The organism is Acidovorax sp. 62, from assembly GCF_002754495.1.
Classification (GTDB): domain Bacteria; phylum Pseudomonadota; class Gammaproteobacteria; order Burkholderiales; family Burkholderiaceae_C; genus Acidovorax.
Genome location: NZ_PEFJ01000001.1, coordinates 3553239 through 3575527, shown reverse-complemented (window position 1 = coordinate 3575527; position 22289 = coordinate 3553239). Strand labels below are relative to the sequence as shown.

Annotated in this window: 22 protein-coding genes; 11 read left to right on the top strand and 11 right to left on the bottom strand. The window is 66.5% G+C overall.

The window, feature by feature from the left end; all coding sequences use genetic code 11:
* Nucleotides 1–2 precede the first annotated feature (2 nt).
* On the bottom strand, nucleotides 3–1172 hold the full coding sequence (locus tag CLU86_RS16070; RefSeq protein WP_099742303.1) for a 5-(carboxyamino)imidazole ribonucleotide synthase: 1170 nt from the start codon (nucleotides 1170–1172) through the stop codon (nucleotides 3–5).
* Nucleotides 1169–1663, bottom strand: a complete 495-nt coding sequence (gene purE, locus CLU86_RS16065) for a 5-(carboxyamino)imidazole ribonucleotide mutase (RefSeq protein ID WP_099743623.1) — start codon at nucleotides 1661–1663, stop codon at nucleotides 1169–1171. Before purE ends, CLU86_RS16070 begins: the two co-directional genes overlap by 4 nt.
* A gap of 195 nt (nucleotides 1664–1858) precedes the next feature.
* Here purE and trxA point away from each other — a divergent pair, with 195 nt between their 5' ends.
* Complete coding sequence (trxA, locus tag CLU86_RS16060) at nucleotides 1859–2815, top strand: thioredoxin (protein ID WP_099742302.1); 957 nt, start codon at nucleotides 1859–1861, stop codon at nucleotides 2813–2815.
* A 231-nt stretch (nucleotides 2816–3046) separates the two neighbouring features.
* Here the strand turns inward: trxA and CLU86_RS16055 are convergent, their stop codons facing one another.
* Nucleotides 3047–3967, bottom strand: a complete 921-nt coding sequence (locus CLU86_RS16055) for a phosphoribosylaminoimidazolesuccinocarboxamide synthase (protein WP_099742301.1) — start codon at nucleotides 3965–3967, stop codon at nucleotides 3047–3049.
* A gap of 229 nt (nucleotides 3968–4196) precedes the next feature.
* Here CLU86_RS16055 and CLU86_RS16050 point away from each other — a divergent pair, with 229 nt between their 5' ends.
* The 4 genes from CLU86_RS16050 (at nucleotide 4197) to hprK (ending at nucleotide 7629) form a co-directional block, all read left to right on the top strand.
* Entirely contained in the window at nucleotides 4197–5435 is a 1239-nt protein-coding gene (locus tag CLU86_RS16050) for an MFS transporter (RefSeq protein ID WP_099743622.1), read from the top strand.
* Nucleotides 5436–5682: 247 nt separating this feature from the next.
* Nucleotides 5683–6018, top strand: a complete 336-nt coding sequence (gene hpf, locus CLU86_RS16045; RefSeq protein WP_099656984.1) for a ribosome hibernation-promoting factor, HPF/YfiA family — start codon at nucleotides 5683–5685, stop codon at nucleotides 6016–6018.
* 112 nt (nucleotides 6019–6130) lie between these two features.
* Nucleotides 6131–6598, top strand: a complete 468-nt coding sequence (locus CLU86_RS16040) for a PTS sugar transporter subunit IIA (protein WP_099656983.1) — start codon at nucleotides 6131–6133, stop codon at nucleotides 6596–6598.
* A 71-nt stretch (nucleotides 6599–6669) separates the two neighbouring features.
* Entirely contained in the window at nucleotides 6670–7629 is a 960-nt protein-coding gene (gene hprK, locus CLU86_RS16035) for an HPr(Ser) kinase/phosphatase (protein ID WP_099656982.1), read from the top strand.
* 121 nt (nucleotides 7630–7750) lie between these two features.
* Here hprK and fur read toward each other — a convergent pair whose 3' ends face one another.
* A complete protein-coding gene (gene fur / locus CLU86_RS16030; RefSeq protein ID WP_099742300.1) occupies nucleotides 7751–8167 on the bottom strand; it encodes a ferric iron uptake transcriptional regulator in 417 nt (138 codons plus the stop codon).
* A 104-nt stretch (nucleotides 8168–8271) separates the two neighbouring features.
* Between fur and CLU86_RS16025 the strand changes: the two genes are divergently transcribed.
* From CLU86_RS16025 to lptE, 6 genes are all read left to right on the top strand, one after another.
* Nucleotides 8272–8844, top strand: coding sequence for an outer membrane protein assembly factor BamE (locus CLU86_RS16025; protein WP_099742299.1), 573 nt, complete (start codon nucleotides 8272–8274; stop codon nucleotides 8842–8844).
* 159 nt (nucleotides 8845–9003) lie between these two features.
* The gene (gene dapB, locus CLU86_RS16020) at nucleotides 9004–9849 is read left to right on the top strand and encodes a 4-hydroxy-tetrahydrodipicolinate reductase (protein ID WP_099742298.1); all 846 of its coding nucleotides are present in this window, start codon (nucleotides 9004–9006) and stop codon (nucleotides 9847–9849) included.
* Nucleotides 9850–9862: 13 nt separating this feature from the next.
* Complete coding sequence (locus tag CLU86_RS16015) at nucleotides 9863–10576, top strand: MotA/TolQ/ExbB proton channel family protein (RefSeq protein ID WP_099742297.1); 714 nt, start codon at nucleotides 9863–9865, stop codon at nucleotides 10574–10576.
* Nucleotides 10573–11001, top strand: coding sequence for a biopolymer transporter ExbD (locus CLU86_RS16010; protein ID WP_099656977.1), 429 nt, complete (start codon nucleotides 10573–10575; stop codon nucleotides 10999–11001). The genes CLU86_RS16015 and CLU86_RS16010 overlap by 4 nt, the downstream gene beginning before the upstream one ends.
* Before the next feature lie 250 nt (nucleotides 11002–11251).
* A complete protein-coding gene (gene leuS, locus CLU86_RS16005; protein WP_099742296.1) occupies nucleotides 11252–13945 on the top strand; it encodes a leucine--tRNA ligase in 2694 nt (897 codons plus the stop codon).
* 92 nt (nucleotides 13946–14037) lie between these two features.
* On the top strand, nucleotides 14038–14541 hold the full coding sequence (lptE, locus tag CLU86_RS16000; protein ID WP_099742295.1) for an LPS assembly lipoprotein LptE: 504 nt from the start codon (nucleotides 14038–14040) through the stop codon (nucleotides 14539–14541).
* A 104-nt stretch (nucleotides 14542–14645) separates the two neighbouring features.
* Here lptE and CLU86_RS15995 read toward each other — a convergent pair whose 3' ends face one another.
* From CLU86_RS15995 to CLU86_RS15965, 7 genes are read right to left on the bottom strand one after another with little or no spacing between them, the layout of a single operon-like run.
* A complete protein-coding gene (locus CLU86_RS15995; protein ID WP_099742294.1) occupies nucleotides 14646–16127 on the bottom strand; it encodes an amidohydrolase family protein in 1482 nt (493 codons plus the stop codon).
* A gap of 1 nt (nucleotide 16128) precedes the next feature.
* On the bottom strand, nucleotides 16129–17100 hold the full coding sequence (locus CLU86_RS15990) for a MurR/RpiR family transcriptional regulator (protein ID WP_099742293.1): 972 nt from the start codon (nucleotides 17098–17100) through the stop codon (nucleotides 16129–16131).
* Between the two features lie 2 nt (nucleotides 17101–17102).
* Nucleotides 17103–18389 (bottom strand): amino acid deaminase, encoded by a 1287-nt coding sequence (locus CLU86_RS15985; RefSeq protein ID WP_099742292.1) that lies wholly within the window; start codon nucleotides 18387–18389, stop codon nucleotides 17103–17105.
* Nucleotides 18386–19408: an ABC transporter ATP-binding protein gene (locus CLU86_RS15980; RefSeq protein ID WP_199175135.1), complete on the bottom strand. Its 1023-nt coding sequence runs from the start codon at nucleotides 19406–19408 to the stop codon at nucleotides 18386–18388. The genes CLU86_RS15985 and CLU86_RS15980 overlap by 4 nt, the downstream gene beginning before the upstream one ends.
* Nucleotides 19405–20472 (bottom strand): ABC transporter ATP-binding protein, encoded by a 1068-nt coding sequence (locus CLU86_RS15975; RefSeq protein ID WP_099742291.1) that lies wholly within the window; start codon nucleotides 20470–20472, stop codon nucleotides 19405–19407. Before CLU86_RS15975 ends, CLU86_RS15980 begins: the two co-directional genes overlap by 4 nt.
* Complete coding sequence (locus CLU86_RS15970) at nucleotides 20469–21332, bottom strand: ABC transporter permease (protein WP_010466583.1); 864 nt, start codon at nucleotides 21330–21332, stop codon at nucleotides 20469–20471. The genes CLU86_RS15975 and CLU86_RS15970 overlap by 4 nt, the downstream gene beginning before the upstream one ends.
* Complete coding sequence (locus CLU86_RS15965) at nucleotides 21329–22279, bottom strand: ABC transporter permease (protein WP_099656969.1); 951 nt, start codon at nucleotides 22277–22279, stop codon at nucleotides 21329–21331. Before CLU86_RS15965 ends, CLU86_RS15970 begins: the two co-directional genes overlap by 4 nt.
* Nucleotides 22280–22289: the final 10 nt, after the last annotated feature.

Sequence of the window (22289 nt, the reverse complement as noted above, 5' to 3'; positions counted from 1 at the left end):
GGTCAGAACGGATCAATGCCCAGCAGCGCCGCTGCTTGCAGCGCTGTAGCGCGGGCGGCCTCGGGCGTGGCGGCGGTGATGTTCAGATGCCCCATCTTGCGGCCGCGCTTGGCGTCGTGCTTGCCGTACAGGTGCAGGTGGGTGCCGGGCAAGGCCAGCACTTCGGCCCAGGGCGGGGTCTGCGCGGCGTTGCCGTGGGCAAACCACAAATCGCCCAGCAGGTTGAGCATGACGGCGGGGCTGTGCTGGCGCGGCTGCGTCAGCGGCAGGCGGGCCATGGTGCGCACCTGCAGCTCAAACTGCGACACGTCGCAGGCGTTCTGGCTGTAGTGGCCGCTGTTGTGCGGGCGGGGGGCAATCTCGTTGACCACCAGGCTGCCGTCCTGCAGCACGAAGAATTCCACGCACAGCACGCCCACGTACTGCAGGCCATTTGCTACAGATTTTGCAGCTGCTACTGCTTGTGTAGCAAGCGCTGGGGGCAGATTTCCTTCATGAACTTCGGTCACCGCCAGGATGCCATCGCGGTGCAGGTTGCGCTGCACGGGCAGGTGCACCATGGCACCGTCGTGGCCACGGGCGACCAGCACGGAGCATTCGAGCTGCAGCGGCAGCATCTTTTCCAGCACGCAAGGCACTTGGCCGACGGAATCCCAGGCGGCGGCCAGCTCGGCGGCCGTCTTTACGCGCACTTGGCCCTTGCCGTCGTAACCCATGCGGGCGGTTTTCAGGATACCCGGCAGCAAATCAGCGGAAACCGCTTCGAGTTGGCCGGCCGTTTCGATCACTGCATACGGCGCGCAAGGCACGCCGCAGGCCACAAAGTGCGCCTTCTCCCGCGCGCGGTCTTGCGCCACAGAGACTGCGCTGGCTGCGGGCGACACAGGGCGCTGCGCGGCCAGGGTGGCCAGGGCGGCAGCGGGCACGTTCTCGAATTCGGTGGTCACCGCATCGGCCACACGGGCCAGCTCTTCCAGGCCCTGCGGGTCTTTATAGCCGGTCTGGATGTGGTGGTGGCTCACCAGCCCGGCGGGGCTGGTCGGGTCGGCATCAAGCACGGCGGTGAAGTAGCCCATGGCCTGCGCCTGGTGCACAAACATGCGGCCTAGCTGGCCGCCGCCGAGCACGCCCAGCGTGCAGCCAGGCAAGAGGGGCTGTGCAGCGTCGGTCATGCGGCGGGCGGTAGGGTCATGTTGCGGGCCACCTCGGTCTGCTCGGCGCGGAAGGTTTCCAGGCGCTGGCGCAGCTCGGGGCTCTCGCTGGCCAGCAGGGCCACGGCAAACAGGGCGGCATTGGCAGCGCCTGCGGTGCCGATGGCAAAGGTGGCCACGGGAATGCCCTTGGGCATTTGCACAATGCTGTGCAGCGAATCCACGCCTTGCAGGTGGCGGCTGGCCACGGGCACGCCCAGCACGGGCACGGTGGTTTTGGCTGCAATCATGCCGGGCAGGTGGGCGGCGCCACCGGCGCCCGCGATGATGGCTTTGAGGCCCCGGCCTGCAGCGGCTTCGGCGTAGGCAAACATGTCGTCGGGCATGCGGTGGGCCGAGACCACGCGGGCCTCGTGCGAGATGCCGAACTGCTCAAGAATTTGCACTGCGTGCTGCATGGTGTCCCAGTCGCTGCTGGAACCCATGACGACGCCGATCTGAATGGGTTTCATGGTGTGTGGGGTGGCGAAGCGGCTGCCCTGGGGACCGGCCCCGGGCATCCGCCCGCAATGGGTGGAACCCGCGATTTTACTTTTTGCTTTGCCGCGCGGGGCGTTGGGTCATGGGGATGCGCCAAAATAGCGCGAACTTGCCCTTCAACGGCGCTCTTGACGAGCCTTTCACAGGCCTACCCGGCCCGCTTTCCCATGATCGACATCACCGTAGAAAATTTTGAAGCCGAGGTGGTTGCCGCCTCGATGACCGTGCCCGTGCTGGTGGATTTTTGGGCGCCCTGGTGTGGCCCCTGCAAGTCCCTCGGGCCGGTGCTGGAAAAGCTCGAAGTGGAGTACGCCGGCCGCTTCAAGCTGGCCAAGATCGACTCAGACCAGGAGCAACAACTGGCGGGCATGTTCGGCATCCGCAGCATTCCCACCTGCGTGCTGCTCAAGAACGGCCAACCGGTGGACGGCTTCATGGGCGCGCTGCCCGAGGGCCAGGTGCGGGCCTTTTTGGACAAGCATGTGCCCAGCGAAGGCGCACTGGCGGCCGAGGCCGAGGTGGACGAGGCGCATGAGCTGCTGGAGGCGGGTGACACCCAGGCTGCACTGGCCAAGATGGCCGACGCCCTGGCCGCCGACCCGGCCAACGACGATGCCCGCGCAGATTACCTGCGCCTGCTGATCGCCACCGGCGGCTACGAAGAGGCCGAGGCCCTGCTGCAAGAGCCCCTCAAGCGCATTCCGCAGCCGCTGCGTTTTGATGCGCTGTGGCGCTGGCTGGATGCCCTGCAGTTTGTGCAGAACGACGACCGGGGCAACTGGCCTCTGGAACAGTTCGATGCGCTGATCGCCCAGAACAAGCGCGACTTTGACACCCGCTTTGCCAAGGCCCGCGTGCTCATGGCCGAGGGCGAATGGGCCCCGGCCATGGAGGAGTTGCTGGAGATCATCATGCGCGACAAGGCCTGGAATGCCGAGGCACCGCGCAAGACCTATGTGGCCATCCTGGAGCTGCTCACCCCACCCCAGCCGAAGGCCGACCCAGCCGCGGCGGGCAAAACGGCGGGTGGCATCGAAGTGATGGGCAAGGCTGCTCTGGAGCAGGACGAGGTCACCGTGATGCTCAACGGCTACCGCCGCAAGCTGAGCATGGCGCTGAACTGAGCCGCAGTAGGGCCGTTGTACTGACCCCTGACCACCCAGGCATGCGCTAGGTGCGGGCACAAAAAAAGGAGGCTGGGCCTCCTTTTTTTGTGCGGTTGCATCGCTCTGTGGCGCTATTGTATTTATAGCTGTTTGCGCTTGTTTGGCGGCAGTTTCAAGCCTTTTTAGGCTGAATGCATCGTGCAATCAGCGCAGGCAGCTATCTTTTGCATAGCGCCCGGCGGGGCTTGATCAGGCCGTCAGCCGCTCCAGCGCTTCGCGGTACTTGGCGGCGGTTTTTTCGATCACGGCCTGGGGCAGGCGGGGCGAGGGGGCGGTCTTGTCCCAGGGCTTGCCGTTCACCTGGGCTTGCTCCAGCCAGTCGCGCACAAACTGCTTGTCGTAGCTGGGTGGGTTGGCGCCAGCGGCCAGGGCGGTTTCGTAGCCTTCCACGGGCCAGTAGCGCGAGCTGTCAGGGGTCAGCACTTCGTCCATCAGCACCAGCGTGCCGTCGGGCGCCAGGCCAAATTCGAACTTGGTGTCGGCAATGATCATGCCTTTGGTCAGCGCAATCTCGGCGGCGGCCTTGTAGATGGCGATGCTCAGGTCGCGGATGCGGGTGGCCAAGTCCAGGCCAATCATCTCCACGGTGCGCTCAAAGGTGATGTTCTCGTCGTGCTCGCCCATCGCGGCCTTGGCGGCGGGGGTGTAGATGGGCTCGGGCAGCTTGGCCGCGTTGGTCAGCCCTGTGGGCAGGGGCACGCCGCACACGGCTTGCGATTCTTGGTATTCCTTCCAGCCACTGCCGGCCAGGTAGCCGCGCACCACGGCTTCGACCGGGATGGGCTTGAGGCGCTGCACCAGCATCGAGCGGCCACGCACCTGCTCGACTTCGGCGGGGCTCACCACGCTCTCGGGGGCGTCGCCTGTGAGGTGGTTGGGGCAAATGTGGCCGAGCTTGTCGAACCAGAACAGCGCCATCTGCGTGAGCAGCGCACCTTTGCCCGGAATGGGCTCGCCCATGATCACGTCAAAGGCCGAGAGGCGGTCGCTGGCGACCATCAGGATGCGGTCGTCGCCCACGGCGTAGTTGTCGCGCACCTTGCCGCGTGCCAGCAGGGGCAGCGATGTCAGGGCAGAGGTGTGCAGGGCGGGGTTGCTGGGCTGTGTCATGGTGTCGGTTGGGCAATCTGCGCCGGTGGGCGCGCAGCATACGAAGGCAACGGAGGGTCGGTCGCTGCAGCGGAGCACGGCGGGCGGGCCGGGGTGTTCGTGGCATGTGCCGCAGCAGCAGGATTTTACTTGGCTTGCTCGCCCGCGCCCCGACCAGCGAACCGCCAGCCGCTGTGGCACCGTTGTGGCACATTTGGCGCCCCTCTCTGCTTTGGCTCAGGCACTGTTTGTGAACCCACCTTCTGCACCCACCCCCCTCACTGCGCGGCGCGAGCTTTGGCTGCTGCTGACCCTGGCCGGCATCCAGTTCACCCACATCCTGGACTTCATGATCATGATGCCGCTGGGGCCGCAGTTCACCCAGTTGTTTGGCATCAGCGATGCGCAGTTCGGGCTGCTGGTGTCGGCGTACACGCTGTCGGCCGGGGTGTCGGGGCTGCTGGCATCGACCTACATCGACCGGTTTGGTCGCAAGCGCCTTTTGTTGGTGCTGTATGCGCTGTTCGGGCTGGCCACGCTGGCCTGCGGTGTGGCGCCCACGTATGCCACGCTCATGGTGGCGCGGGTGCTGGCGGGCACGTTTGGCGGGGTGCTGTCTGCGCTGTGCCAGACCATCGTGGCCGACGTGGTGCCGTTTGAGCGGCGCGGCCGGGCCATGGGCATTGTGATGACCTCGTTTTCTGTCTCCACCGTGGCGGGCGTGCCGCTGGGGCTCATCCTGGCCGAGCACTGGGGCTGGCACATGCCGTTTGTGTCGATTGCCGTGCTGTGCGGTGTCTTGCTGGTGTGTGCGGCCCGCTCTTTGCCCACCATGGACCACCACCTGGCGGCAGGGCAGGCCCGCACCGCCTTCGGAGGCATCGGGCAGGTGCTGCGCGATGTGAACCACCGCTGGGCGTTTCTGTTCTCGGCGCTGCTCATGTTCACCGGGTTCACGGTCATTCCGTACATCACCATTTATCTGCAGGCCAATGCGGGCGTGCGGGCCGACCAGATGCCGCTGGTGTACCTGTGCGGCGGGGTTGTCACGCTTTTTACTGCCCGTTTCTTTGGCCACCTGACCGACCGCCGGGGCAAGGTGATCACCTTCCGCTGGCTGGCCTTCGCCGTCATGCCCACCTTGCTGGGCATCACCCTGGTGCGGGGCGTACCGCTGTGGGCGGTGCTGCTGGTGTCCACGCTGATGTTCACCTTCATGAGCGGCCGCATGATCCCCGGTATGGCCCTGGTCACCTCGGCCGCCCAACCTGCGCTGCGCGGCACGTTCATGACGCTCAATGCCTCGGTGCAGTCGGCTGCCATGGGCGTGGCGTCTCTGGTGGGTGGGGTGCTGATTGGCCGCGACGCACAGGGCCTGGTGCAGAACTACTGGATGGCCGCCGTGGTGGGCATGGCCGCCAGCCTGGGGGCCGTGTGGGTGGCGGGGCGCCTGCATTTGCATGGGGCGCCGGGGGCTCTGCGCCCTTGAGCACAAAGGGGGTGCTGCAGCGGCTCACGCCCCTTCAGAACTGTGCTGACTCACGCATTGTGAGGGGTTTTTGGCCGTTTGGCACCTTCGGCCCGATAACCCGCCGATGCACATCGGAATGGGATTGCAATTAGCACAGTCCAGGGGCATAGTGAAGTCACGTCAACGGATGCATCTAGTTCGCCGGGCCGCCACTCTGATCCAGTGCGGCAAATGTTTTTCACCGAGAGCCACAGGAGACTTACCTATGAATTTGACGATCAGCGGTCACCACCTCGAAGTTACCCCTGCCTTGCGCAACTACGTCACCACCAAGCTCGATCGGATCACGCGCCATTTTGACCAAGTGGTTGATGTCAAGGTACTGCTGACAGTTGAGAAGCAAAAGGAAAAGGAAAAGCGCCAACGAGCGGAATGCAACATCCACGTCAAGGGCAGCGACCTGTTTGCCGAAAGCTCGCACTCTGACCTCTATGCCGCTGTGGATGAACTGGTCGACAAGATGGACCGCCAGGTAGTGCGTCACAAGGATCGCCTGCAAGACCACCACCACGAAGCGGCCAAGCGCGAACTGCACGCTTGATGCACCTGCCCGTCAGGTGCCCACACAGCAACCGCCCCATGGGGGCGGTTTTTTTCTGGGCCACGCGGCTTTACTCAGGGTTTTCGCCAGTGTGTGCATAATTGTTACCTCCATGAACCGACTCGCCTCCATCCTCCCCGCCGCTCAAGTCCTTGTGAGCGTGGACGCTACTAGCAAAAAACGTGCTTTTGAAGAAGCGGGGCTGCTTTTCGAGAGCCAGCACGGCCTCTCGCGGGCGCTCATCACGGACAGCCTGTTTGCCCGTGAGCGCCTGGGGTCTACCGGCCTCGGTCATGGCGTGGCCATCCCCCACGGTCGCATCAAGGGGCTCAAGGCCCCCATGGCGGCGGTGTTCCAGTTGCTGCAGCCCATCGGCTTTGATGCCCCGGACGAAATGCCGGTCAATCTGCTGATTTTTCTGCTGGTGCCCGAAGCGGCCACCCAGAAGCACCTGGAAATCCTCTCTGAAATTGCCGAACTGCTGAGCGACTCTGCCCTGCGCGAGCGGCTCAAGGCATCGACCGATGCGGCCGAGCTGCACGGCATGATTGCCGGATGGCAATCCACCCAGACCGCCTGATCCTTCCGATCTGTCCGGCGCGTTTCCCGTTCCACCCAGCGCCCTGTCGCTGTGAACTGCTGTGAGTTGCCGTGAAACCTAACGTAGTCAGCGCCGACGTCCTGTTTGAAGAATTTCGTGGCTCCCTCAAATGGGAGTGGGTCGCAGGCCTGGGCGCCTCTGAGCGCCGGTTCGATGAGGTGGCTGTGCGCTCCGCGCGCTCGGGCGCCGATTTGGTGGGCTATCTCAATTACATCCACCCCTACCGGGTTCAAATTCTGGGTGAGCGAGAGGTCGCCTACCTCAGTAGCAGCGAATCGCCCGACGATTGCAAGCGCCGCATTGCCCGCATCGTGACGCTGGAGCCGCCTGTGCTGGTGCTGGCCGACAACCAGGTGGCCCCCGATGCGCTGGTGTCCATGTGCGAGCGCGCGCAGATTCCGATGTTCTCCACGCACGAGTCCTCGGCCTTCGTCATCGATGTGCTGCGTGCCTACCTGTCCAAGCATTTTGCCGACCGCATCACCATGCACGGCGTGTTCATGGACATTCTGGGCCTGGGCGTGATGATCACGGGCGAGTCAGGCCTGGGCAAGAGCGAGCTGGGCCTGGAGCTGATCTCGCGCGGCAATGGCCTGGTGGCCGACGATGCCGTGGACCTGTTCCGCATCAACCAGACCACCATCGAGGGCAAGTGCCCCGAGCTGCTGCAAAACCTGCTGGAAGTGCGCGGCATTGGCCTGCTCGACATCCGTGCCATCTTTGGCGAGACGGCGGTGCGCCGCAAGATGCGCCTCAAGCTCATCGTGCACCTGGTGCGCAAAGAGACGCTGGAGCGCGACTACGAACGCCTGCCCTATGAGCCGCTCACGCAGGATGTGCTGGGTGTGCCCGTGCTCAAGGTCGTCATCCAGGTGGTGGCCGGTCGCAATATCGCCGTGCTGGTCGAAGCCGCGGTGCGCAACACCATCCTGCAGCTGCGCGGCATCGACACCTACCAGGAGTTTGTGGATCGCCACCGCCGAGCCATGGAACGCGACACTGGAGGCTGAGCTGCGCTCAGGCCGCCGAAACTGGCGCGGCCCATGCCAGTGCTCCCGCGCAAGGGCCGCCCCGCCGCGCTGGGAGCGTCCCCCTTAAGGGGGAAGGCGCCGAAGGCGACTCAGGGGGGAGTCATTTCTGCGCGCAGGCAGCGCACTGGCCGTACAAGGCCATGGTGTGGTCTTGCACCACCCAGCCCTTGGCCTTGGCCACGGCCTGCTGGCGCTTTTCGATTTCAGCGTCGTAAAACTCTTCCACCTTGCCGCAGGCAGTGCACACAAAGTGGTCGTGGTGCTGGCCTTCGTTCAACTCGTAGACGGCCTTGCCGCTTTCAAAGTTGCTGCGGATCAGGATGCCCGCCTGCTCAAACTGCGTGAGCACGCGGTACACCGTGGCCAGCCCGATGTCCGAGCGCTCTTCCAGCAGCACCCGGAACACATCTTCCGCCGTCATGTGGCGCTGCGCGCCTTTCTGGAAGATCTCCATGATCTTCAGGCGGGGCAGGGTGGCTTTGAGGCCCGTGCTCTTGAGTTCGTCGATGTTGGTCATGGCTGCTGGCTCCTTGCGGCTGTGCGGTTGCGGGAGAGGGGCCCGCCCATGCAAGGGAAGGCTACCGCTACAATGGTTTGATCATATCCTTTGCCCTTTTCCCCATGCCAGACAAAGCTTGTTGCAACGCCCGCCTGGGTCGCATTCTTTTGGCCAGCGCTGCGCTCGCTGCCTTGGCGGCATGCGGCAGCCTGGACGGCGCCAGCCGCCGTGTGGCCAGCGTCGTCACCCCCTACAAGATCGACATCGTGCAGGGCAACTTCGTGTCGCGCGAACAGGTGCAGGCCTTGCAGCCGGGCATGAGCCGCCAGCAAGTGCGCGAGCTGCTGGGCACGCCCCTGATGACCAGCCTGTTCCACGCGGACCGTTGGGAATACGTCTTTACCATCAAACGCCCCTCGGCCGAGATGGAATCGCGCAAGCTCACCGTGTTCTTCCAAGGCGATGCCCTGGCGCGCCATGAGGGCGACGAGATGCCGTCGGAGACGGAGTTCGTGGCCACGCTGGGCTCGCACAAAGGCAAGCCCAAGGTGCCTACGCTGGAGGCCACCGAAGCCCAACTGGCCCGCTACCCCGCCCGCAAGGCTGAGGCCGCGGCACCCCAGGCACCGGCTGCGGCCACGCCATCCGAGCCACAGCCCGCACGCTACCCACCGCTGGAATCGACTGCTCGTTGATGGGGCGCAGACCCCGGCGCTGACTTGATTGCCCGCGCGGGCCCGGTCTGAACGGGCCCCGCTTTTTGCCCAGTGCCCGCGCGCCGCGCTGCCGCTTGCAGCCCCTGCGTTGGCCAGACTTGTTGCCGTTTTGATGGCAGCCTTTATTGCAGGATTGACATGTCCGTGAACCCCTCTGCCACTGCGGCCACCCCCTCCACCCCTTGCCGCATTGCGGTGGCCGGCGCCTCGGGCCGCATGGGCCGCATGCTGATCGAAGCCATCCGTGCCAGCGACGACTGCGTGCTGGCCGGAGCGCTCGACCAGGCCTCCAGCCCCGCCGTGGGCTCGGATGCCTGCGCCTTTTTGGGCTATGCCAGCGGCGTGGCCATCACGGCCGACCTGAAGGCCGGCCTGCAAAACGCCGACGTGCTCATCGACTTCACCCGCCCCGAAGGCACCCTGGCCCACCTGGCGGTGTGCGCAGAACTGGGCGTGAAGGCCGTCATCGGCACCACCGGCTTCACCGATGCGCAAAAGGCCGAACTCGACACCTACGCACAGCGCACGGCCATCATGTTCTCGCCCAACATGAGCGTGGGCGTGAACGTCACGCTCAAGCTGCTGCAAATGGCCGCCAAGGCCATGGCCACGGGCTACGACATCGAGATCATCGAAGCCCACCACCGCCACAAGGTCGATGCGCCCTCGGGCACCGCGCTCAAGATGGGGGAGGTGATTGCCGACGCCCTGGGCCGTGATCTCAAGGACTGCGCCGTATACGCCCGCGAAGGCGTGACGGGCGAGCGCGACCCCTCCAGCATCGGCTTTGCTGCCATCCGTGGCGGCGACATCGTGGGCGATCACACCGTGCTGTTTGCCGGCATTGGCGAGCGCATTGAGGTCACGCACAAGTCCTCCAGCCGCGCCACGTATGCGCAGGGCGCCTTGCGCGCCGTGCGTTTCCTGGCGGCCCACAAGACCGGCATGTTCGACATGTTCGACGTGCTGAACCTCAAGAACTGACGCAGGCCCCGCGATGGACGCCCTTCACTGGTGGCGCCAGGGTGATGCAGTGACCCAGGGCGCCGCCGTGCTGCTGCTGGCCATGTCGGTGGCCAGCTGGGTGGTCATGCTCTGGAAGGCGCGCCTGGTGCTGCGCGCAGGTAGCGATGTGGCCCGCTGCACCGCGGCCGTGTGGCAGTCGCCCTCACTCGACGTGGCCGCACAACGGCTGGCTGCGCTGGACCCGCAGGCGCTGGTGCTCCCCCTGGTGGTGGCCGCACAGGGCGTGGCCCAGTCTCCTGTGGTTCCAAGCCCTGCAGCCACCCTGGCTTCGGCCGGCCCCCTGTCGCAACAACTCACGCGCGTGCTGCGCGATGCCCTGCACGGCGTGCTGGGCCGTCTGCAATACGGGCAGGTGCTGCTGGCCACCGTGGGCGCCACGGCCCCGTTCGTGGGCCTGCTGGGCACGGTGTGGGGCATCTACCATGCGCTCACGGCGCTGGGTGGGGGCGGCCCCGTCACCATCGACCGCATCTCCGGCCCTGTGGGCGAGGCCCTGGTCATGACCGCCGCCGGGCTGGCCGTGGCCATTCCGGCCGTGCTGGCTTACAACGTGTTTGGCCGTTTGATTGGCCGCATCGAGGCCGATCTGGAAGGCTTTGCGCTGGATTTGCGTGAGCTGTTGGCAAGCCCGGGCATGCCCTCTCCCCAGGCCGGGCCTTCGTCCTCAGACGGCATACAGCCATGAGCTTCGGCCGACTCGAACGCACCACGGGCGCGCAGCCCATGAGCGACATCAACATGACCCCGCTGGTGGATGTGATGCTGGTGCTGGTGGTGATCTTCATCCTGACCGCCCCTTTGCTGGCCAGCTCGATCCGGCTCGATTTGCCCAAGGCCGAGGGCACCGGCCCTGCCGTGGCCCCCGAGTTTGTGACCGTGGTGGTGGACGCCGCAGGCCAGGCGTATCTGGACGACCAACCCGTGTCGCAAGCGGCCCTGGCCGTGCGCCTGCAACGCATTGGCGCGGCCCAGCCTGACACCGAAGTGCAGTTGCGTGCCGATGCCACCGTGCCTTATGGCCGCGTGGTGGAAGTCATGGGCGCAGCCCACCAGGCCGGGCTGCAGCGCATTGGCTTTGTGGCCGATCCTGCCAAGGCCGGTGCGCCTTAGTGTCCTTGATTGCTATCTAATTTGTAGCTGCTTGCGCTTATCAATCAAGCGCTGCAGGCCAATAAGGCTTCGGGTAGGGCTTTGATCTGCCAGCAGCGAGACCGCTTGGGCATCCAGGTGCAGGAGCGGCTTGGCCCTGACACTGCTCGCTCGCCGTGCCGTTTGCCCCGTGTCGGTCCGCTTCACCGCCTAAAATCCACCGATTGCAGCCCAGAGTGGGCTTGCACCGTCCTCTCACCTTCAAGCTCCCATGCAAGACAAATACTCCCACCAAGAGGTTGAACGCGCCGCGCACAGCCACTGGACTGCCCGCGACGCCTACCGCGTGACGGAAGACACCAGCAAGAAGAAGTTCTACGCCTGCTCCATGCTGCCCTACCCCAGCGGCAAGCTGCACATGGGCCACGTGCGCAACTACACCATCAACGACATGCTCACGCGCTACCTGCGCATGAACGGCCACAACGTCTTGATGCCCATGGGCTGGGACGCCTTCGGCCTGCCCGCCGAAAACGCGGCGCTGAAGAACGGCGTGCCACCGGCCAAGTGGACGTACGAAAACATCGCGTACATGAAAAAGCAGATGCAGGCCATGGGCCTGGCCATCGACTGGAGCCGCGAAGTCGCCACCTGCGACCCCGAGTACTACAAGTGGAACCAGTGGCTGTTCCTGAAAATGCTCGAAAAGGGCATTGCCTACCGCAAGACCCAGGTCGTGAACTGGGACCCGGTGGACCAGACCGTGCTGGCCAACGAGCAGGTGATTGACGGCAAGGGCTGGCGCACCGGCGCCACCGTGGAAAAGCGCGAAATCCCTGGCTACTACCTCAAGATCACCGACTACGCTGAAGAGCTGCTGGGCTTTGTGACCGGCGACAAGCTGCCTGGCTGGCCCGAGCGTGTGAAGCTGATGCAGGAGAACTGGATCGGCAAGAGCGAAGGCGTGCGCTTCGCCTTCCCGCACGACATCCGGGGTGATGACGGCGCGCTGATCGGCGAAGGCAAGATGTACGTGTTCACCACGCGCGCCGACACCATCATGGGCGTGACCTTCTGCGCCGTGGCGCCTGAGCATCCGCTGGCCGCCCATGCCGCCAAGACCAACCCCGCGCTCAAGGCCTTCATCGAAGAATGCAAGAGCGGCGGCACCACCGAAGCCGAGCTGGCCACGCAAGAGAAAAAGGGCGTGCCCACGGGCCTGTTCGTCACGCACCCGCTGACCGACGAAAAGGTCGAGGTCTGGGTCGGCAACTACGTGCTGATGGGCTATGGCGACGGCGCCGTGATGGGCGTGCCCGCCCACGACGAGCGCGACTTCGCGTTCGCCCTCAAGTACGGCATCGAGATCAAGCAGGTTGTGCTGGTCGATGGCGAGCACTTTGACTACCACCAGTGGAACGACTGGTACGGCGACAAGCAGCGCGGCGTCACCATCAACTCCGACAGCTTCAGCGGCCTGTCGTACAAGGAAGCCGTGAACGCCGTGGCCCATGCACTGGAGCAAAAGGGCCTGGGCGAGAAGAAGACCACCTGGCGCCTGCGCGACTGGGGCGTGAGCCGCCAGCGCTACTGGGGCACGCCGATCCCGATCATCCACTGCGACGAGCACGGTGCCGTGCCCGTGCCCGAAAAAGACCTGCCCGTGGTGCTGCCGCAAGACTGCATCCCCGACGGCTCGGGCAACCCGCTGCACAAGCACGAAGGCTTCCACGCGGGCGTGACCTGCCCCGTGTGTGGCAAGGCTGCCCGCCGCGAGACGGACACCATGGACACGTTCGTGGACAGCTCGTGGTACTTCATGCGGTACTGCGACCCCAAGAATGCGGACGCCATGGTGGCCGGTGGTGCCGACTACTGGATGCCGATGGACCAGTACATCGGCGGCATCGAACACGCCATCCTGCACCTGCTGTACGCCCGCTTCTGGACCAAGGTCATGCGCGACCTGGGCCTGGTCAAGGTCGATGAGCCCTTCACCAAGCTGCTCACACAAGGCATGGTGCTCAACCACATCTACAGCCGCCGCACCGCCAAGGGCGGCAAGGACTACTTCTGGCCGCACGACGTGGAGCATGTGCTCGATGAAGGCGGCAAGATCATCGGTGCCAAGCTCAAGAACGAAGCCACCAGCGGCGACGGCATGTTGCCCGTGGGCACGCCCATCGACTACGAGGGCGTGGGAACCATGTCCAAGTCCAAGAACAACGGCGTGGACCCGCAGGACCTGATCGAGAAGTACGGCGCCGACACGGCCCGCCTGTACACCATGTTCACAGCCCCGCCCGAGGCCACCCTGGAGTGGAACGACGCGGCGGTGGAAGGCAGCTATCGCTTCCTGCGCCGGGTGTGGAATTTCGGCGTCAAGCTCGCCGCCATTGACCGCGATGCCGCCATCGCCAGCGTGGCCGGTGCCAGCAGCTTGCAAGACGTGCAGTTTGGCAAGGAAGCCAAGGCCCTGCGCCTGGAGATCCACAACGTGCTCAAGCAGGTGGACTACGACTACCAGCGCATGCAGTACAACACCGTGGTCTCCGGCGCGATGAAGATGATCAACGCGCTCGAAGACTTCAAGGCCACCGATTCGGCCGGCGCCCAGGTGGCGCTGATCGAAGGCTTTGGCATCCTGCTGCGCAGCCTGTACCCCGCCACCCCGCACATCGCCCACAGCCTGTGGGAAAGCCTGGGCTACGCGGGTGCCCTGGGTGACCTGCTGGACGCCGCCTGGCCCCAGGTGGATGCCAATGCGCTGGTGCAGGACGAGATCGAACTCATGCTGCAGGTCAATGGCAAGCTGCGTGGCTCGATCCTGGTGCCCGCGCAAGCTGACAAGGCCGAGATCGAGCGTGTGGCCCTGGCCAGCGAGGCTTTTATCGCCCAGGCCGCCGGTGCCGCGCCCAAGCGCGTCATCGTGGTGCCAGGCCGCCTGGTGAACGTGGTCGTGTGAGGTGAAGCAGCCCGCGCCTCTTAAAAGAAAGGCGCTGCGGGCTGCATTCCATGAGGGGCCTGCGGGCCCAGCCAACGCAACAAACAACTGATATGCAAAGACGCACTCTGCTGACCCTGGTTCCTGCTGCCGTGCTGGCGGGCTGCGGCTTTCGCCTGCGTGGCGTGCCGGAGTTCGCTTTCTCGTCGCTTTACATTGCGGCGCCCACGGGCTCATCGCTGGCGCGCGAGTTGCAGCGCACGCTCGATGGCTCGGGCAGCCAGCTCAAGGTGCTGCGCAATGCGGCCGACCTGCCCACCGCGCAGGTGGTGATCGACCTCCTCTCGGAGCAGCGCGATCGCGTGGTGGTGGGGCAGAACGCCTCGGGCCAGGTGCGCGAAGTGCAGCTGCGATTGAGGGTGAAGTTTCGCCTGCGTACGCAGGGCAGCGTGGAGTTGATCCCCGAGACGGAGATCCAGCAGCAGCGCGACATGACGTACAGCGAAACCCAGGCGCTGTCGAAAGAGGCCGAAGAAGCCTTGCTTTACCGCAACATGCAGACCGACATCGTGCAGCAACTGCTGCGGCGCCTGTCGGTGGCCAAGCTGCCGCAGTGACGGTGCGGTATCTCGGTTTTCTATAGAAAAACGCCTCTAGGGCGCATTCATAAAGCGCAGTCAGCTATTGTTTTGATAGCTGGCTGTTCTTTCTTGGGCGCAGATCAGGGGGCTGTTGTGCTGTGGGCCCGCCGCACAAAGCGGCCTGCCCTTGCCCCGGTGGCGCGCTGCGCAGCGGTGTAGCTCAGCACGCCGTTCACCCACACCTGCTCAATGCCCTCGCTGAACTGCTGGGGCTGCTCGAACGTGGCCAGGTCGCGCACGCGCTCTGGGTCAAACACCACCACATCGGCCATGTGCCCTGCCTGCAGCAGGCCGCGCCCGCCAAGGCGAAAGCGCTGGGCCGACAGGCCCGTCATCTTGTGCACGGCTTCTTCGAGCTGCAGCAGGCCCTTGTCACGCCAGTAGCAGGCCAGCACGCGCGGGAAGGCGCCCCACAGGCGCGGGTGCGGGCGCTCGTCGTGCGGCAGACCGTCCGATCCGATCATGGACAACGGGTGCGTTATCACGCGCTCCACATCGTCCTCGCGCATCTGAAAGTAGCAGGCCCCGCCGGGTTTGAGGCGCACGGCGGCCTCTTGCTGGGGAACGCCCCACTCGCGCGCAATGTCGGCCAGGTAGCGCCCGGCCATCTCGGGGTGGGGCTGGCTGCCGGTGATGAGGATGTCGATGATGCCGTCCACCAGGTCTTCGCGCAGCACGGTGGAGCCTGCGGTGTAGGGGTACACGTCCATCGCAATCTCCTGGCCCTGCGCCAGTTGGTCGATCAGCGGCAGCGTCTCGCGCGTGCGGCCCCAGTTGGCGGGCCCGGCGCATTTGTGGTGCGAGATGACCAGCGGCAGGCCCGACTGGCGGGCCGTGAGTGCGGCCTCTTGCAGCGCAGGCAGGATACCCGCCAGCTCGTCGCGGATGTGCGTGGCATACACGCCGCCGTGGCGCGCCGCCACCGAGGCCACGGCCACCAACTCCTCCACATCGGCCGCATAGGCCTCGCTGTAGAAGATGCCCGACGAGAGGCCCAGGGCCCCGGCGGCCATGGCTTCTTCCATGTCGGCGGCCATGGCGGCGCGCTCGTCGGCGGTGGCGGTTTGCCGCAGGTCGGCCAGGTGGCGCATGCGCAGGGCTGTGTGGCCCATCAGTGCGGCCACGTTCACGGCGGGCTGGGCGGCGTCCACGGCACGGGCGTAGTCGGCCATGCTGGCGTGGCGAAACTGCAGGCGCCCCAGCAGCGAGAGCGGGGCGAGCGGGCTGTCGGTCACCACCGGCGCCAGCGAGATCCCGCAGTTGCCCACGATGACAGTGGTGATGCCCTGCGAGAGCTTGGGCAGCATGGTGGGCGCGTCCAGCACGGCGGCGTCGTCGTGCGTGTGCACGTCGATGAAGCCGGGGGCGATCACGCGGCCGGTGCAGTCCACCTCGGTGAAGTGTTCGCAGGCCCGGGCACGGGCCAGGGCGGCGGGGTCGATCTGGCCTGGCTCGGCCAGTGCGGTGATGCGCTCGCCTTCAATCAGCAGGTCGCCCACCCAGCCGGGGCGGGTGGTGCCATCCACGATGCGGCCATTGCTCAGCAGCGTTGCGTGCGCCATGTCATTCCTCTGCGGCCAGGCCGCGCGATGGGTCGTTGGGGTGGCTGGCGATGCCAGGGACGCTAGAGGTGCTCCTGCCCGCGTGGCTGTCAAACGCGCCGACGTATTCGGCGCTGTCAAAACCGTGTTTGTGCAGCAGCTGCTTGAACTGCTGCAGCCCGCGGGTGGCCACGGGGCCCAGCTTTTGCGCCAGGCGCACGGTCAGGATTTCAATCACCACCAGGTGGGCCAGATAGGCCTCGGTGCCTACGCGCATCACCGCGTCCTGCGGCACCGACACGGCCAGCACCAGGTCGGCCACCTCCGCCAGCGGCGTGCCGGGCTGCGTCAGCGCCACCACGGTGGCGCCTTGCGAGCGGGCAAACCGCGCGGCCTCCAGCGCATAGGGCATGCGGCCCACGTGCGAGATGACGAAGGCCACGCCATCGGGCCCCAGCGTGCTGGCCGAGACGAGCTGCTGGTGCGCATCAAAAATCGCGTTGGCCGTGCAGCCCAGGCGGAACAGGCGGCTTTGCAGCTCGCTGGCCATGAAGGTGGAGGCGGCACCGACCGAGTAACAGTCGATGCGCCGCGCCTGCGCCAGCCGCTCGGCCACGCGGTCGAGCACTTCGGCGTCGATGCTGCGGCCCAGCTCGGTCAGCGACGACACTGCCGCGTGCACGATCTTGCTGGTCACGTCCTGGGCGCTGTCATCGGCCAGCACGCTGCGGTGCAGGTGCGATCCCGACACGGCCAAGTCCTGCGCCAGGGCGACCATGAATTCGCGCACCGAGTCGTGGCCAAAGCTGCGGCAGGTGCGCACGATGGTAGGCATGGACACGCCCGCCTGCTGGGCCAGTTGTTCCACGGTGGCGACCACGGCGGCGCGTGGGTCGTCCAGCACCACGCGCACCACGCTGCGCTGCGCCTCGGGCAGGTCGGGCTGGCGCTCACGCAGTTGCTGCAGCAGGCTGGTAGGGGTTGGTTTGGACATGGTCAAAAACGGGTGCTGATGGCGCGGGTGATGGTGCCTTCGTCGTCCACGAGCGGCAGCCAGCGCCATTTGTCAAAAGTGGTGCAGGGGTGCGAGATGCCCAGGGCCACCCGGTCGCCCACGGCGGGGGCGGGGCCTGCCGCGGGGTCGTAGCGCAGGTAGGCGTGGTGGTCGTTGAGCGCGCTCACCGTCCACCCGGTGGGGGTGCTGGCAGCGCGGCGCTCGTGGCGCGGCGCCCAGCGCACGGGCACGGGCATCTCCAGATCGTACGAGACATCGCGCCGCCCGCCGGTGAGCAGGGCCAGCCCAGGCTCGGGCACCGATTGCACCATGGTCCACACTTCGAGCGCAGGGCGCAGCGAGGCGTCCAGCCCCTCGCGCTGCTCCACATGCTTCAGAAAGCGCTGGTAGTTGCCATGATCGTGCGTGATGTAGCAGCCCGAGCGCAGCACGCCCAGCACGGGCTTGGACAGCCCTTGGGTGCGCAGCAGCGGGATGACCAGGTCGAACACGGCCGAGCCGCCTGCGGTGAGCAGGATCTCCGCATCGGCAAACAGGTCCTGCGCATCGCACGCGCGGGCCACTTCGGTCACGCGGCGCACCAGGGCCGTGACTTCGCGTGCATCGTGCTCGCTGTCGCAGCGGGCCACGCCGCCTTCGTAGCATTCCACACCGCCCAGCTGCACGGCGGGCGATTGCGCCATGGCCTGGGCCAGCGCCAGGGCTTCTTCCAGCGTGCGGCAGCCGGTGCGTTGGCCGGGCACGCCCATCTCCAGCAGGGTGTCCAGGCGCCGTTCACCGCGCGCGGTGTGGCCACGCCGCTCGGCCCAGGCTTCAATGCAGCGCAGCTGCGCCAGGCTGTCGATGAGGAACCACACGCGCAGGTTGGCGTGGCGCTGCAGCAGCGCGTGCAGGCCGTCCAGGTCGGCATCGCACAGCACCTGGTTGGCAATGATGGCGCGGCGCGCCCCGGCGTCCACCCCCACGCTGAGCTGGTACACGGTGGCAAAGGTCAGGCCCCAGGCGCCTGCCTGCAGCTGCTCGGCAAACAGCTCGGGCGACAGCGTGGTCTTGCCGTGCGGGGCCAGGGCCACGCCCTTGCGCTCGGCATAGGCTTGCATCCAGGCCAGGTTGTGGCTGAGCGCGCTTTCGCGGATGACGGCGATGGGCAAGGGCAGGTCGCCCGCCAGCACGTTCCAGCCGCGCTGGCCCAGGTCGGCGGGGCGGCAGGGCGTTGCGTGCAGCGGGTAGCCCTTGCAGCGGTGGTCGAGTAGGAATTCTTCGGTCATGGTGCGGGGTGAGAGGGTGCGGTTTTCCAGCAGGCGTGCAGATGGCCGGGGGCCACCTCGCGCAGCTGCATGTCGGCGCTGGCGCAGCGCGCCTCGGCCTGGGGGCAGCGGGTGCGGAACACGCAGCCCGAGGGCGGGTTGGCCGGGCTGGGCAGGTCGCCTTGCAGCAGCGCAATGCTGCGGCGCTGGGCGGGGTCGGGGATGGGCGCTGCGGCCAGCAGGGCCTGGGTGTAGGGGTGCTGGGGCTGGGCGTACAGGGCCTCGGTGGGGGCGATCTCCATCACCCGGCCCAGGTACAGCACCACCACGCGGTCGCACAGGTACTCCACCACGTCCAGGTCGTGCGAGATGAACAGCAGCGTGAGGCCCAGCTGCTCCTTCAGTTCGCCCAGCAGGTTCACCACCTGCGCCTGGATGGACACGTCCAGCGCCGACAGCGGCTCGTCGGCCACGATGAACTGGGGCTCCACCGCCAGCGCGCGGGCAATGCCGATGCGTTGGCGCTGCCCGCCTGAGAACTCGTGCGGAAAACGCTCGGCATGCTCGGGCCTGAGGCCCACCTGCTCCAGCAGCTGGTGGACGCGCGGCAGGCGTGCGGCGCCCTTGGCCAGGCCGTGCGTATCCAGCGCCTCGGCCAGCACATCGCGGATGCGCATGCGCGGGTTCAGGCTGGCGTAGGGGTCCTGAAAAATGATCTGGATCTGCGAGCGCAGCGGCCGGTATTGCGACTGCGAGAGCTGGGCCAGGTCTTGCGGTGCGGGGCCGCCGTGGTAGCGCATCTGCCCGCTGGTCGGGTCCACCAGGCGCGTGAGCAGGCGGCCAATGGTGCTCTTGCCCGAGCCCGATTCGCCCACCAGGCCCAGGGTCTCGCCCCGGCGGATGGTGAAGCTCACATCGTCCACCGCGCGCACGGGGTGCGGGCCGCTGCCGAAGTGTTTGCGCAGGTGGGCAATCTCCAGCAGCGGTGCGGCGGTGTCGGTCGGTGCCATGGGCTGTGGGGTGTTCAGGACGGCGTTCATGCGCTCACCTCGGTGGGTTCGGCGTGTTCCTCGCGGTGCAGGCAGCGCACCATGCGGCGCGGGCCGGTGGCTTCCAGCGCAGGCATAGCGTGGGTGCAGTCGGCCTGCTGGCGGGTGCAGCGCGGCGCAAAGGCACAGCCGGGTGGGGGCGCGAGGGGGCTCGATACCTGGCCCGGAATGGCCACCAGCTTGCGCCGCCCGGCGGCTATTGCATGGTCATTTGCTTGCGCTTGCCGCCGCGCCACACCGGGCAGGCAGGCCAGCAGGCCGCGTGTGTAAGGGTGCTCGGGCCGTGCAAACAGGTCGTGCACGCGGGCCGATTCGACAATGCGCCCGGCGTACATCACGGCCACGGCGTCGGCGTATTGCGCCACCACACCCAGGTTGTGCGTGACGAACAGCATGCTCATGCCGGTCTCTTTCTGCAGCCGCCCCATCAGCGCCAATATCTGCGCCTGGATGGTCACGTCCAGCGCCGTGGTGGGCTCGTCGGCGATCAGCAGCGTGGGGTTGCAGGCCATGGCCAGCGCAATCATCACGCGCTGGCGCATGCCGCCCGAGAGCTGGTGCGGGTACTCGTGCACGCGCTGCGCAGCGGCGGGGATCTCGACCAGCTCCAGCATGCGGCGGGCGTGGGCCAGCGCGGTGCTGCGGTCCATCTTCAGGTGCAGGCGGGCCGACTCTGCAATCTGCTCGCCCACTGTCAGCACCGGGTTCAGGCTGGTCATGGGCTCCTGGAAGATCATCGCCAGCTCGTTGCCGCGCAGCGTGCGCTTGTCGGCCTCGGGCAGGGCCAGCACATCGACCTTGCGGCCGTCGCGCTGCACAAACCAGGCCTGGCCCGTGACCTGCGCTTGCGAGGTGCGTGCGTGCAGGCCCATGAGGGTGAGGCTGGTGACGGACTTGCCCGAGCCCGACTCGCCCACCAGCGCCAGCGTCTCGCCGGGGTGGATGGAAAAGGACACATCGGCCACGCTCTGGATGCGGCCCGCATCGGTGGCAAACGAGGTGGACAGGCCGCTGACTTCGAGCCGGGGCGCTGCGCTCATCGTGGGGGAGGTCATACGGTCTTTTTCAGTTTGGGGTCGAGCAGGTCGCGCACGCCGTCGCCCAGCATCTGCAGCGACAGGGCCGTGAGCACGATGGCAACGCCGGGGGCAAAAATGGTCCAGAACGCCTTGTCGGCATAGTCCAGGCTGCCAGCGATCATGGTGCCCCAGGTGGGGATATCAGGCGGCACGCCCACGCCCAGGAAGGACAGGCCCGCCTCGGCCAGGATGGCGTAGGCAAAGATGAAGGTCACCTGCACCAGGATGGGCGACATCAGGTTGGGCAGGATATGGCGCCACAGGATGAGGTGCGTGCGCACGCCCAGGGCGCGGGCCGCGTCCACAAACAGCAGCTCGCGCAGCACCAGCGTGGTGGCGCGCACCACACGCGCCACGCGCGGGGTGTAGACGATGACCAGCGCCAGCATCACGTTCCACAGCGACACGCCGAGGATGGACACGAGGGCGATGCCCAGCAGGATGTCGGGGAAGGACATCATCGCGTCCACCACGCGCATCAGCGGGGCGTCGAGCTTGCGAAAGAACCCCGCAAACATGCCCAGCAGCGTGCCCAGCAGCACGGCGCCTGCGGCGGTGACCAGGCCAATCAGCAGCGAGTAGCGCGCGCCGTGCACGATGCGCAGCAGCACATCGCGGCCCAGCTCGTCGGTGCCCGCCCAGTGCGTGCCTGAAGGCGCGTGCAGCCGCTCGCTGATGGACAGGGCGTTGGGGTCCGCATCGGACACCCAGGGGAAGACGACAGCGATGCTGGCCACCAGCGCAATCACGATGGCTGAGGCCAGCACCACCTTGCGGGCGAACAGTCGGCGCAGCACGGCCCGCAGGCGGTGCCAGAAGGAAGGGCTCGGGTTCATGGGGCTTCCAGGCGGATACGGGGGTCCACCAGCGTGTACAGAAAGTCGATGGCCAGGTTGATGAAGACGTAGATGGCAGCAATCACCAGCAGCGTGCCCTGGATCACGGGGTAGTCGCGCCGCAGCACGGCCCGCACCACCAGGTTGCCTACACCGGGGAGGTTGAAGACGGTCTCGGTCACCACGGTGCCGCCAATCATCAGCGCCATGGTCAGCCCCAGCACAGTGACGATGGGCACCAGCGCATTGCGCAGCACATGCTTGACCATGATGGTGCCCTCGGGAAGACCCTTGGCGCGGGCGGTGCGCACGTAGTCCTCGCCCAGGATGTCGAGCATGGAGGCACGGGTGAAGCGGATGATGAGCGCCGAATTGAGCAGCCCCAGCACCAACGCGGGCAGCATCAGGTGCTGCAATCGCTCGCCCAGCGTGGCTGTGGGGTCGCCGTAGCCCGAGGCGGGAAACCACCCTAGCTTGACCGCAAACAGCTGGATGAGGATGAGGCCCAGCCAGAAGCTGGGCACACTCGCGCCCAGCATGGCCACGCCGCTCACAGCCTGGTCGGTGGCGCTGCCGCGCCAGACAGCGGCGGCCATGCCGCAGGGCACGCCCACCAGCGCCGCAATGCCCACGGCAAACAGCGCGAGGAACAGCGTGGGCTCGGCCCGCTCCAGCAGGGCCTGGGCCACGGGGCGCTGCAGGAACAGCGACTGCCCCAGATTGCCCTGCAGCAGCTCGCCCACCCACAGCCCAAACTGCACGGGCAGGGGTTTGTCCAGCCCATACTGCGCGCGGGCCTGGGCAATGTCGGCGGCGGTGGCCTGGTCACCCAGCAGCAGCGCCACGGGGTCGCCCGAGGCCAGCCGCGTGAGGCAGAACACCAGCACTGCCACCAGGGCCAGCACCACCACGGCGCCGCCCAGGCGCTTCAACAGAAATCGCATCATGGTGCTGTCT